Source organism: Citrobacter sp. Res13-Sevr-PEB04-36, assembly GCF_015672735.1.
GTDB lineage: Bacteria > Pseudomonadota > Gammaproteobacteria > Enterobacterales > Enterobacteriaceae > Citrobacter.
This window is the reverse complement of record NZ_JADABY010000076.1, coordinates 16,102-29,162: the sequence shown is the minus strand read 5'-3', so window position 1 is coordinate 29,162 and position 13,061 is coordinate 16,102. Positions and strand designations below refer to the sequence as shown.

Sequence of the window (13,061 nt, the reverse complement as noted above, 5' to 3'; positions counted from 1 at the left end):
CGGAAAAAATTATGTCTGAATTAGTTAACACCTCTGAAGTCGTCATTGCTGCGGTTCCAAATAAAAATGGAAAAATTAACCTGCTGGATCTGAACCGTCAGCAGATGCGCGAATTCTTCAAAGATATGGGCGAAAAACCGTTTCGTGCCGATCAGGTCATGAAGTGGATGTACCACTATTGCAGCGACAATTTTGATGACATGACTGACATCAATAAAGTGCTGCGCAATAAATTGAAAGAAGTCGCTGAAATTCGCGCTCCGGAAGTGGTGGAAGAGCAGCGTTCATCTGACGGCACCATCAAATGGGCCATTGCCGTTGGCGATCAGCGCGTAGAAACCGTGTATATCCCGGAAGACGATCGCGCCACCTTGTGCGTTTCTTCACAGGTCGGTTGTGCATTAGAGTGTAAATTCTGCTCTACGGCACAGCAGGGCTTTAACCGTAACCTGCGGGTATCAGAAATTATTGGCCAGGTTTGGCGCGCGGCGAAAATCGTCGGTGCGGTGAAGGCAACCGGCGTGCGCCCAATCACCAATGTGGTCATGATGGGCATGGGTGAACCGTTGCTTAACCTGACCAACGTGGTACCGGCGATGGAAATCATGCTTGATGACTTTGGCTTCGGGCTGTCGAAACGCCGCGTCACGTTGTCCACCTCCGGCGTGGTCCCTGCACTGGATAAGCTGGGCGATATGATTGACGTTGCGCTGGCGATTTCCCTGCATGCGCCAAATGATGAAATTCGTGACGAAATCGTACCGATCAACAGAAAGTATAATATTGCAACATTCCTCGAGTCAGTGCGTGGCTACATTTCGAAGTCGAACGCCAACCAGGGGCGCGTTACCATCGAATACGTGATGTTAGATCACATCAACGACGGTACCGAGCACGCGCATCAACTGGCGGAACTGTTGAAAGATACGCCGTGTAAGATCAACCTGATCCCATGGAACCCGTTCCCGGGCGCGCCGTACGGACGTAGCTCTAACAGCCGTATCGATCGTTTCTCCAAAGTGTTGATGGGTTATGGTTTCACGACCATTGTGCGTAAAACACGCGGCGACGATATTGATGCGGCCTGTGGTCAACTGGCGGGCGATGTCATTGACCGTACTAAGCGTACCCTGCGTAAGCGCATGCAGGGTGATGCTATCGACATCAAGACCGTTTGATGTTGAGTGCACTGCGGTATAATTAATGTACCGCAGTGCAATGTAAGTAGCATGCGATCCTTTATTATACTCGTCGGGTCAATATTAGACGGTGCGTTTTAGTCGACTTTAAGGCAGTATGTAGCGGCGCAACAAGAGTTTAGCCCTCAGGTTTACGCTGTTTTGTCATTGATAGTCTGGCCGTTTTATACTGTCTGACCAAGGTTAACTGACCAGATGTTTCGCGGTGTGGGTGAGCATTGTGACTCACCGGCGCCAGAGCCCATATTTACGCAGCTGTAGCGAATGAATACTGAAGCCACGCACGACAAAAATGAAGCACTCTCCACCGGCGTTCGCCTACGCAATGCCCGTGAACAACTCGGATTCAGCCAGCAGGCTGTCGCGGAGCGACTTTGCCTGAAGGTTTCCACGGTACGCGATATTGAAGACGATAAGGCACCAGCCGATCTCGCTTCAACATTCTTGCGCGGGTATATCCGTTCTTATGCGCGTCTGGTGCATATTCCTGAAGAAGAACTGTTACCAGGGCTGGAAAAACAGGCTCCAATTCGCCCAGCCAAAGTGGAACCGATGCAAAGCTACTCGCTTGGTAAGCGTCGTAAAAAGCGCGATGGTTGGTTAATGACTTTTACCTGGCTGGTTCTGTTTGTCGTGGTTGGACTGACAGGAGCCTGGTGGTGGCAGAACCATAAAGCGCAGCAGGAAGAGATCACCACGATGGCCGATCAATCCTCCGCTGAGCTGAATGCTGGCAAAGATAATGCTCAGAGCGTGCCGTTAGATACCAGTGCTGCAGCAAGCCAGGACACGGTCCCGCCAGCGCCAGATGATGGCGCGGTGGCAGACGCTACGCCAGCACCTGACGTCAGCGCAACGCCAGCACCTACTGCAGATGCGCAACAGAATGCGGTAGTGGCACCCTCTCAGGCCAACGTAGACACCGCGACGACTACACCAACCGCACCGGCTACGGCGGCACCTTTACCGACCGATCAAGCCGGTGTGACAACACCAGCCGCCGATGCGAACGCGCTGGTGATGAACTTTACCGCCGACTGCTGGCTGGAAGTGACCGATGCGACCGGTAAAAAACTGTTTAGCGGCATGCAGCGTAAAGACGGTACGTTAAATCTTACCGGTCAGGCACCGTACAAACTGAAAATTGGTGCTCCGGCAGCTGTTCAGATTCAGTATCAGGGTAAACCTGTCGACCTGAGTCGTTTTATCAGAACTAACCAGGTTGCGCGTCTGACCGTGAATGCCGAACAATCACCGGCTCAGTAACAGACGGCAATGCGGGAGATTTTGTAATGCATAACCAGGCTCCAATTCAACGTAGAAAATCGACACGCATTTACGTTGGGAATGTGCCGATTGGCGATGGCGCGCCCATCGCCGTACAGTCTATGACCAATACGCGGACCACTGACGTGGCAGCGACGGTCAATCAAATCAAAGCGCTGGAACGTGTTGGGGCTGACATTGTTCGTGTCTCTGTACCGACAATGGATGCTGCAGAAGCGTTCAAGCTAATCAAACAGCAGGTCTCTGTCCCGCTGGTTGCCGATATTCACTTTGACTACCGCATCGCGCTGAAAGTAGCGGAATACGGTGTCGATTGTCTGCGTATCAACCCCGGCAATATCGGCAATGAAGAGCGTATTCGCATGGTGGTAGACTGCGCTCGCGATAACAACATTCCCATCCGCATCGGCGTTAATGCCGGATCGCTGGAAAAAGATCTGCAGGAAAAATACGGCGAACCCACGCCGCAGGCGCTGCTGGAATCTGCCATGCGTCATGTGGATCATCTCGATCGTCTGAACTTCGACCAGTTCAAAGTCAGCGTTAAAGCCTCTGACGTTTTCCTCGCCGTTGAATCTTATCGTCTGTTAGCCAAACAGATCGATCAGCCACTGCATTTGGGGATCACCGAAGCCGGTGGTGCACGCAGTGGATCGGTGAAATCCGCAATTGGTCTTGGATTGCTGTTGTCGGAAGGGATCGGCGATACACTGCGCGTTTCTCTGGCAGCCGATCCGGTTGAAGAGATCAAAGTAGGGTTCGATATTCTGAAATCGCTGCGCATTCGCGCGCGCGGGATCAACTTTATCGCCTGTCCAACCTGTTCTCGCCAGGAGTTCGACGTTATTGGCACGGTTAACGCGCTGGAGCAGCGGCTGGAAGATATCATCACGCCAATGGACGTTTCGATCATCGGATGTGTGGTAAATGGCCCCGGCGAAGCGCTGGTTTCCACGCTCGGTGTGACGGGCGGCAACAAGAAAAGCGGCCTGTATGAAGACGGCGTGCGCAAGGATCGTATCGATAACGACGATATGATAACCCAGCTTGAAGCCCGTATTCGTGCCAAAGCCAGTATCCTGGACGAAGCGCGTCGGATTGACGTGCAGCAGGTTGAAAAATAATAACGTGATGGGAAGCGGCGTGCTTCCCGTGTATGATTGAACCCGCATGGCGCCCGCATAGTTGGGGTTAGCGCTGAGGGTTCATTTTTATATCCATAAAGAGAATAAACGTGGCAAAAAACATTCAAGCCATTCGCGGCATGAACGATTATCTGCCTGGCGAAACCGCCATCTGGCAGCGCATTGAAGGCACTCTTAAAAACGTGCTCGGCAGCTACGGTTACAGTGAAATCCGCTTGCCGATTGTAGAGCAGACCCCGTTATTCAAACGCGCGATCGGTGAAGTAACCGACGTGGTTGAAAAAGAGATGTATACCTTTGAGGACCGTAATGGCGACAGCCTGACTCTGCGTCCTGAAGGGACGGCTGGCTGCGTACGCGCCGGCATCGAACATGGTCTCCTGTACAATCAGGAACAGCGTCTGTGGTATATCGGGCCAATGTTCCGCCACGAGCGCCCGCAAAAAGGTCGCTATCGTCAATTCCATCAGCTGGGTGTCGAAGTATTTGGTCTGCAAGGCCCGGACATTGATGCTGAACTGATTATGCTGACCGCCCGCTGGTGGCGTGCGTTAGGTATTTCTGAGCATGTCAGCCTTGAGCTTAACTCTATCGGTTCACTCGACGCCCGCGCTAACTACCGTGATGCGCTGGTGGCCTACCTGGAACAGCATAAAGAGAAACTGGACGAAGACTGCAAGCGCCGCATGTATACCAACCCGCTGCGTGTACTTGACTCCAAAAATCCAGAAGTCCAGGCACTGCTCAATGACGCTCCGGCGTTGGGCGATTACCTGGATGACGACTCACGCGAGCATTTCATCGGTCTGTGCAAATTGCTGGAATCAGCAGGTATTGCCTACACCGTTAACCAGCGCCTTGTTCGTGGTCTCGACTATTACAACCGTACCGTATTTGAATGGGTCACCAGCAGTCTGGGCTCGCAGGGTACCGTGTGTGCGGGCGGTCGTTACGACGGTCTGGTAGAGCAACTTGGCGGTCGTGCAACGCCTGCGGTTGGCTTCGCGATGGGTCTGGAACGACTTGTTTTGTTAGTTCAGGCAGTTAATCCGGAATTTATTGCTTCTCCTGTTGTCGATATATACCTGATCGCTTCAGGTGCGGATACGCAGTCGGCAGCAATGATGCTGGCTGAACGTCTGCGCGATGAAGTTCCGGGTGTGAAACTGATGACAAACCACGGTGGCGGCAACTTTAAGAAACAGTTTGCTCGTGCCGACAAGTGGGGCGCTCGCGTTGCACTGGTACTGGGTGAGTCCGAAGTGGCTGACGGTACTGTTGTAGTGAAGGATTTGCGCACTGGTGAGCAAACGGCAGTAGCGCAGGATAGCGTTGCCGCGCATTTGCGCACTTTGACTTGCTAAGGAGAAGGACAGCGTGGAAATTTACGAGAACGAAAACGACCAGGTTGATGCGGTAAAACGCTTCTTTGCTGAAAATGGCAAAGCGCTGGTGGTTGGGGTTATTTTAGGGGTTGGCGCACTGGTTGGCTGGCGTTACTGGACCAGCCATCAGATGGAGTCTACACGCTCTGCTTCTCTGGCGTATCAAAATACAGTGACTGCGGTCAGTGCTGGTAAGCAGGACAGCATTCCTGCCGCAGAGAAATTTGCGGCAGAGAACAAAAACACATACGGCGCGCTGGCTTCGATGGAACTGGCGCAGCAGTTTGTTGATCAAAACGAACTTGAGAAAGCCGCTACTCAGCTGCAACAAGGGCTGGCGGCCACCAGCGATGAGAATCTCAAGGCGGTGATTAATCTGCGTCTTGCGCGTGTTCAGATTCAGCTTAAACAAGCCGATACTGCGCTGAAAACACTCGACGCCATTAAAGGTGAAGGGTGGGCGGCAATTGTCGCCGATCTGCGTGGCGAAGCATTGCTGAGCAAAGGCGATAAACAAGGTGCGCGTAGCGCATGGGAAGCGGGCGTGAAAAGCGATGCCTCTCCTGCTCTGAGCGAAATGATGCAGATGAAAATCAATAATTTGTCCATCTGAGAGGGACCCGATGCAATTGCGTAAATTACTTCTGCCAGGGCTGCTTTCCGTTACCCTATTGAGCGGCTGTTCACTGTTTAGTGGCGAAGAAGATGTCGTTAAGATGTCCCCATTACCGGTGGTTGAAAACCAGTTTACCCCGTCTACTGACTGGAGCACGTCTGTAGGCAACGGTATTGGTGATTTCTATTCCAATCTTCATCCTGCGCTGGCGGATAACGTTGTCTATGCAGCCGATCGCGCAGGTGTCGTTAAAGCGCTAAACGCGGACGACGGTAAAGAGGTCTGGTCGATTAATCTGGGTGAGAAAGATGGCTGGTTCTCCCGCGCATCTGCGCAGCTTTCCGGTGGTGTGACGGTTTCCGCTGGTCATGTCTATATTGGCAGTGAAAAAGCCCAGGTTTATGCGCTTAACACCAGTGACGGTACTATTGCATGGCAGACCCGAGTCGCCGGTGAAGCCCTGTCTCGCCCGGTGGTGAGCGATGGCGTGGTATTGATTCACACCAGCAATGGTCAGCTGCAGGCATTGAACGAAGCTGACGGCACCGTCAAATGGACCGTCAACCTGGATATGCCATCGCTTTCGTTACGCGGTGAATCTGCCCCGGCTAGCGCTTTCGGTGCCGCGATTGTCGGTGGTGATAACGGCCGTGTGAGCGCCGTGCTGATGCAACAGGGTCAGATGATTTGGCAGCAACGTATTTCTCAGGCGACTGGTCCAACTGAAATCGACCGTCTGAGTGATGTCGACACCACGCCGGTTATCGTTAATGGCGTTGTGTACGCCCTGGCTTATAATGGTAACCTGACGGCGCTGGATCTGCGTAGCGGCCAGATTATGTGGAAACGCGAGCTCGGCTCGGTGAATGATTTCATCGTTGACGGTAACCGTATCTATCTGGTTGATCAGAATGACCGCGTGCTGGCACTGACCACTGACGGTGGCGTAACGCTGTGGACGCAGAGCGATCTGCTGCACCGTCTGCTGACGTCTCCGGCGCTGTATAATGGCAACCTGGTTGTTGGCGATAGCGAAGGCTACCTGCATTGGATCAACGTTGATGATGGCCGCTTTGTGGCCCAGCAGAAAGTCGACAGCTCTGGTTTTCTGACCGAGCCGGTATCGGCTGATGGTAAACTGCTGATCCAGGCGAAAGACGGTACGCTGTATTCCATTACGCGTTAATCGTCCCGGCTGCCCGCTTTGAAAAACGGCTCCTGGTGCAGGGGCCGTTTTACTGTTTTTAACAATGGCGCAAAAATGCGACTGTTGTCTGATGATTTTTTAAATGAGGCTTTAAACATGGTACCTGTGGTCGCGCTTGTCGGGCGCCCTAACGTTGGCAAATCCACGTTATTTAACCGTCTAACTCGCACCCGAGATGCGCTGGTTGCGGATTTCCCGGGTCTGACTCGTGACCGTAAGTACGGTCGTGCTGAGATTGAAGGCCGCGAGTTTATTTGTATTGATACCGGCGGTATTGACGGCACCGAAGATGGTGTCGAAACCCGCATGGCTGAACAGTCGCTGTTAGCCATCGAAGAAGCGGACGTTGTGCTGTTCATGGTTGATGCACGTGCCGGACTGATGCCTGCAGATGAAGCCATTGCCAAACATCTGCGCTCGCGCCAAAAACCGACGTTCCTGGTCGCTAATAAAACTGACGGACTCGATCCAGATCAGGCGGTTGTTGATTTTTATTCGCTGGGGTTAGGTGAAATTCACCCGATCGCGGCGTCGCATGGTCGTGGCGTTCTCAGCCTGCTGGAACACGTTTTGCTGCCGTGGATGGATGATGTTGCACCGCAGGAAGAAGTGGATGAAGACGCGGAATACTGGGCAAAACTGGAAGCCGAAGAAAACGGTGAAGAAGAGCCAGAAGATGACTTCAACCCGCAGGATCTACCAATTAAACTGGCGATTGTCGGTCGTCCGAACGTAGGTAAGTCCACACTCACTAACCGTATTCTCGGCGAAGACCGCGTGGTGGTTTACGACATGCCGGGAACCACGCGTGACAGTATTTATATTCCGATGGAACGCGATGGGCGCGAATATGTGCTGATTGACACCGCGGGTGTGCGTAAGCGCGGCAAAATTACCGAAGCGGTAGAGAAATTCTCTGTTATCAAGACACTGCAGGCTATTGAAGACGCCAACGTGGTGATGCTGGTGATTGATGCTCGCGAAGGTATTTCTGATCAGGATCTGTCGCTGCTGGGCTTTATTCTCAATAGTGGGCGCTCACTTGTTATTGTCGTCAACAAGTGGGACGGCCTGACCCAGGAAGTGAAAGAGCAGGTTAAAGAGACGCTGGACTTCCGTCTGGGCTTTATCGATTTTGCCCGCGTGCACTTTATTTCTGCGCTGCACGGCAGCGGTGTGGGTAATTTATTTGAGTCAGTACGTGAAGCGTATGACAGTTCAACCCGCCGTGTCAGCACGGCAATGCTGACCCGCATCATGACCATGGCGACAGAAGATCATCAGCCACCGTTGGTACGCGGTCGTCGTGTGAAGCTGAAATATGCGCATGCCGGTGGCTATAATCCGCCGATTGTGGTGATTCACGGCAACCAGGTTAAAGACCTGCCTGACTCATACAAACGCTATCTGATGAACTACTTCCGTAAGTCACTGGAAGTGATGGGTACGCCGATCCGTATTCAGTTCAAAGAAGGGGAAAACCCGTATGCGAATAAACGTAATACGTTGACGCCAACGCAAATGCGCAAACGTAAGCGACTGATTCAACACATAAAGAAAAGTAAATAGCCCCTGATAATGTTGAAAACCCGCGCTCGTCGCGGGTTTTTTTCGTCTGTTTGTAGCCTCTATTTGACTGTACAATGTCAATGACTATTCGTTTTTTGCCAAGTTTAAATCTAAGAAAGTAGACAATTGTCGAACTTTCATCTTAAAGTCCTGGGGTTGGTACTAGACAAAACTAGCGTCAGGTTATCAAATGGTTAAATAACCCTTCGTCGCATGTAAAAAATCGGCCGGATACATAACTGGCTGGCGTACATTGCGGTGTTTACAAGCACAACGACATACTTTTTCGGGAGAATTATGCAATCCTCTGTTAATCAAAAAGAAAGCCGAACGTTCTTCGGCCATCCCTATCCGCTAGGCTCGCTATTTTTTACTGAGATGTGGGAGCGCTTTTCGTTTTACGGTATCCGTCCTTTACTGATCCTGTTTATGGCGGCCACTGTTTATGACGGTGGCATGGGGCTGGCGCGTGAAAATGCCTCGGCGATTGTCGGTATATTTGCCGGTACTATGTATCTTGCCGCGCTGCCGGGGGGCTGGCTGGCAGATAACTGGCTCGGCCAGCAGAAAGCGGTGTGGTACGGATCCATTCTGATTGCGCTCGGGCACCTGTCGATTGCGCTCTCTGCCGTTATGGGTAACAACCTGTTTTTTATCGGCCTGATGTTCATCGTGCTCGGCTCTGGTCTGTTTAAGACCTGTATTTCGGTCATGGTTGGCACGCTGTATAAAAAAGGCGATGCACGCCGCGACGGCGGTTTTTCGCTGTTCTATATGGGCATCAACATGGGGTCGTTCATCGCGCCGCTGATCTCCGGCTGGCTGATTAAAACTCACGGCTGGCACTGGGGCTTTGGCATCGGCGGTATTGGGATGCTGGTGGCGTTGATCATCTTCCGCGTGTTTGCCGTCCCATCGATGAAACGCTACGACAGCGAAGTGGGACTGGATTCTACCTGGAACAGCCCGGTAGTGAAACGTAACGGTGTGGGCGCGTGGCTGCTGGCGCTGGCCGTCGGTGTGGCGGTTATCGTTACACTGATTGCGCAGGGCGTGATTGTGATTAACCCGGTCGCGGTTGCCAGTATGCTGGTGTATGTGATTGCAGCGTCCGTTGCACTCTACTTTATCTACCTGTTCATCTTTGCTGGTCTGAACCGTAAAGAGCGCGCCAGATTGCTGGTCTGCTTTATCCTGCTGGTTTCTGCGGCGTTCTTCTGGTCTGCGTTTGAGCAGAAACCTACCTCGTTCAACTTGTTTGCCAACGATTACACCAACCGTATGATCGGCGATTTTGAAATCCCGGCCGTCTGGTTCCAGTCGGTAAACGCGCTGTTTATCATCCTGCTGGCCCCGGTATTCAGCTGGGCGTGGCCAAAACTGGCGAGCATGAATATTCGCCCGAGCAGCATCACTAAGTTTGTTATCGGCATTCTCTGTGCTGCGGCGGGCTTTGGTGTGATGATGCTGGCGGCGCAGGACGTGCTGGCAAATGGCGGCGCGGGCGTATCTCCATTCTGGCTGGTGGGTAGCATCCTGATGCTGACGCTAGGCGAACTATGCCTGAGCCCAATTGGTCTGGCGACCATGACGCTTCTGGCACCTGAAAGAATGCGTGGCCAGATGATGGGGCTGTGGTTCTGCGCAAGTGCGCTGGGCAACCTTGCAGCGGGTCTGATTGGGGGGCACGTGAAGGCCGACCAGCTCGATATGCTGCCAGACTTATTTGCGCGTTGCTCTATCGCGCTGCTTATCTGCGCCGCAGTACTGACTGTTCTCATTGTTCCAATTCGTCGTATGCTGGAAAATACACAGACCAAACCGGCAGCTACCGCGAAGTAATTCCTCGATTTTGCCGGGGTGGCGATATGCCCCGGCAATCCCGCCAGACCCCCTATCGTTCCTTTTTTATCACGACGACATCGTTGCACTATTTTGAGTGACCTGTGCAGGTGCGGGTCTCATTCATTTGGTGAATTGTGTTAAAATCCAGTCAGTACCAATTATCTCAAGGAGCCATTATGTCGATTATTTGCCCGGATTGTCATGCGGAACTGGAGCACCAAAATGGTGTGGCGCACTGCGACAGTTGTCAAAAGGACGTGCTACTTGAAGCGCGCTGCCCGGAGTGCCATCAGCTACTCCAGGTGTTAAAAGCCTGTGGTGCGGTGGACTACTTTTGTCAGAATGGGCATGGGCTTATTTCAAAAAAACGCGTTGTTTTCATTATTGGAAATTAGTTGTATAAATTGAATCGTTTAGTAGGAATAAACTATATTTCAAGGTGGTTATATACTCCACGTGAATCTATGCGTTGCTTTTCTTAATGTCAGCTTTTTAGGAATATATTTAGGCCACTAAATTATAGTTTGGTCTAAATCATAGATATAATATTTTTGTGTGCGGAGGATAGTTCTAACACAGGGATAATCTATGGTTTCAGGCGTGCGCTTATTTATTTTATTGTTGGTATCTGGTGTAGTAAGCGCCGAGACCAATATTAGCGTCCCTGTCTCTGTAAATAATATTAATGAATCCACATTACCCGATCTGTCCAGTGGCGCGGTAGAAAGAGAAGAACAAGAAAATAAAGGGCAATCTTTTAAAGAAAAAGGTGCAGATTATATTACGAATTCTGCCACGCAAGGGTTTGATAATCTAACGCCAGAAGCAATGGAATCTCAGGCTCGTAGCTATCTTCAGAGCCAAATAACTTCATCAGCACAATCCGGAATTGAAGCATTAATGTCGCCCTATGGTAAAGTGCGTACCAGCCTGGCAATAGGTGAAGATGGTGATCTGGAAGGCAGTTCGCTGGATTATTTTGTTCCCTGGTACGATAACCAAAGCACATTGTTTTTTAGTCAGTTTTCAGCTCAGCGCAAAGAGGATCGTACCATTGGCAATATGGGCTTCGGCGTGCGTCAAAATGTCGGAGATTGGCTGCTGGGGAGTAACGTGTTTTATGACTACGACTTTACGCGTGGACATCGCCGTATAGGTTTAGGCAGCGAGGCATGGACCGATTTTTTGCATTTCTCCGGTAACTATTACCATCCTCTGTCAGATTGGAAAGACTCTAAAGATTTTGAATTCTATGAGGAACGCCCGGCGCGCGGCTGGGATATTCGAACGGAAGTGTGGCTACCATTTTATCCACAGCTTGGTGGAAAGCTGATTTATGAACAGTATTATGGTGATGAAGTTGCGCTGTTCGGTACGGATAATCTGCAAAAAAATCCTCATGCCGTGACTGTTGGGATGAGTTATACACCGATTCCTTTATTTACAGTAGGGACGGATTACAAAGCCGGTACGGGAGACAATACGGATTTAAGCGTCACGGCTTCAATGACCTACCAGTTTGGCACTCCACTGACTGCACAGCTTGATCCCGAAAATGTGAAGACTCAGCATTCGTTAACCGGTAGCCGTACCGACTTTGTCGATCGTAATAACTTTATCATTCTTGAGTACCGCGAAAAGGATCCGCTGGATGTCACATTGTGGCTGAAAGCTGATGAAACCAATGAAAACCCTGAATGCGTCATTCAGGACAAACCGGAAGCTGGCATTGGCCTGGAAAAATGCAAGTGGACGATCAACGCTCTCATTAATCATCGCTACAAAATTATTACCGCATCATGGCAGGCAAAGAACAATGCTAACCGCACACTGGTGATGCCGGTAGTAAAAGCGAACATGCTTACAGAAGGTAACAATAACCGCTGGAACCTGGTACTGCCTGCGTGGATCAATGCCAGCACGGAAGAAGAACGTACGGCGTTGAATACCTGGAAAGTCCGTATCACGCTGGAAGATGAGAAAGGTAATAAGCAGAACTCGGGGATTGCGGAAATCACTGTACAGCAGGACCGTAAAATTGAGCTGATAGTCGATAACATTGCCGATACCGATCGTACCGATCACAGCCATGATGCCAGCGCACAGGCTGATGGTGCTGATGGTGTGGTGTTGGACGTACTGTTAACCGACTCTAATGGTGATACTACCGATCGTAACGGCAACGAACTGGTCGATGACGTCATGACGCCCGGGTTGTACGACAGTAATGATAAAAAAGTCGCGCTGTCGACCACGGCTTGTACTGTAGAGAGTCCCTGTGTTTTTATCGCCAATCGTGACAAAACGGCAGGCACGGTGACGCTGTCAAGCACGTTGCCAGGGACCTACCGCTGGAAAGCGAAAGCCGATGTTTATGGCGACAGTAACTATGTTGACGTTACCTTCCTGAAAAGCGACTCCGGTGATGTCAACGGCATCATCTACCAGGTAAAAGCCGCACATCCGGTAAACCTGATTGGCAAAGAAGAAGAACACCCCACGCTTAACAATACCTACCGCTTCGTACTTTGGCGTGATGCCAACAGCGATAGCGTATTCCAGGTCTCAGAGCAGTTGACGAAAGAAGAAATGGAGCAGTACGACTACCAGTGGGAGTTCACTGGGCAGAGCACCAACGGGCATACCGGCGCCCAGCCAAATACCATCAATGATGATCTCGTTCTTCCTGTAACCAATAAAGATGCCGCGCAGAAGTTTGGCGCGAATGTCGAGGATGGGGTTCAGGGATATGGCATACAGGTTTCGTATAGCCAGAAATAGCGACAGCGTAGTGGCTGGGCGGCCAAT

The 13,061-nt window shown here is 51.3% G+C and carries 10 protein-coding genes and 1 pseudogene; all 11 read left to right on the top strand.

All coding sequences use genetic code 11. The features are described from left to right. Window positions 1-11 precede the first annotated feature (11 nt). The 11 genes and pseudogenes from IMQ48_RS21475 (at window position 12) to sinH (ending at window position 13,034) form a co-directional block, all read left to right on the top strand. Window positions 12-1,178, top strand: coding sequence for a bifunctional tRNA (adenosine(37)-C2)-methyltransferase TrmG/ribosomal RNA large subunit methyltransferase RlmN (locus IMQ48_RS21475; protein ID WP_196210581.1), 1,167 nt, complete (start codon window positions 12-14; stop codon window positions 1,176-1,178). 285 nt (window positions 1,179-1,463) lie between these two features. Further along, window positions 1,464-2,465 (top strand): cytoskeleton protein RodZ, encoded by a 1,002-nt coding sequence (gene rodZ / locus IMQ48_RS21470; protein ID WP_196210580.1) that lies wholly within the window; start codon window positions 1,464-1,466, stop codon window positions 2,463-2,465. A gap of 26 nt (window positions 2,466-2,491) precedes the next feature. Continuing rightward, the gene (gene ispG, locus IMQ48_RS21465) at window positions 2,492-3,610 is read left to right on the top strand and encodes a flavodoxin-dependent (E)-4-hydroxy-3-methylbut-2-enyl-diphosphate synthase (RefSeq protein WP_181617588.1); all 1,119 of its coding nucleotides are present in this window, start codon (window positions 2,492-2,494) and stop codon (window positions 3,608-3,610) included. Window positions 3,611-3,720: 110 nt separating this feature from the next. Beyond that, on the top strand, window positions 3,721-4,995 hold the full coding sequence (gene hisS, locus IMQ48_RS21460; protein WP_196210579.1) for a histidine--tRNA ligase: 1,275 nt from the start codon (window positions 3,721-3,723) through the stop codon (window positions 4,993-4,995). Window positions 4,996-5,008: 13 nt separating this feature from the next. Next, entirely contained in the window at window positions 5,009-5,629 is a 621-nt protein-coding gene (locus IMQ48_RS21455) for a YfgM family protein (protein WP_196210578.1), read from the top strand. A 10-nt stretch (window positions 5,630-5,639) separates the two neighbouring features. Beyond that, window positions 5,640-6,818: an outer membrane protein assembly factor BamB gene (gene bamB, locus IMQ48_RS21450; RefSeq protein WP_196210577.1), complete on the top strand. Its 1,179-nt coding sequence runs from the start codon at window positions 5,640-5,642 to the stop codon at window positions 6,816-6,818. 117 nt (window positions 6,819-6,935) lie between these two features. After that, the gene (gene der / locus IMQ48_RS21445) at window positions 6,936-8,408 is read left to right on the top strand and encodes a ribosome biogenesis GTPase Der (protein WP_135324767.1); all 1,473 of its coding nucleotides are present in this window, start codon (window positions 6,936-6,938) and stop codon (window positions 8,406-8,408) included. Between the two features lie 297 nt (window positions 8,409-8,705). Beyond that, a complete protein-coding gene (locus IMQ48_RS21440) occupies window positions 8,706-10,250 on the top strand; it encodes a peptide MFS transporter (RefSeq protein WP_196210576.1) in 1,545 nt (514 codons plus the stop codon). A gap of 179 nt (window positions 10,251-10,429) precedes the next feature. Beyond that, the gene (locus IMQ48_RS21435) at window positions 10,430-10,648 is read left to right on the top strand and encodes a zinc ribbon domain-containing protein (protein ID WP_196210575.1); all 219 of its coding nucleotides are present in this window, start codon (window positions 10,430-10,432) and stop codon (window positions 10,646-10,648) included. Window positions 10,649-10,804: 156 nt separating this feature from the next. Beyond that, a pseudogene (locus tag IMQ48_RS23245) lies at window positions 10,805-10,852 on the top strand (hypothetical protein); the annotation flags it as partial. Continuing rightward, a complete protein-coding gene (gene sinH, locus IMQ48_RS21430) occupies window positions 10,842-13,034 on the top strand; it encodes an intimin-like inverse autotransporter SinH (protein ID WP_196210574.1) in 2,193 nt (730 codons plus the stop codon). The pseudogene IMQ48_RS23245 and the gene sinH, both read left to right, overlap by 11 nt. Window positions 13,035-13,061 lie beyond the last annotated feature (27 nt).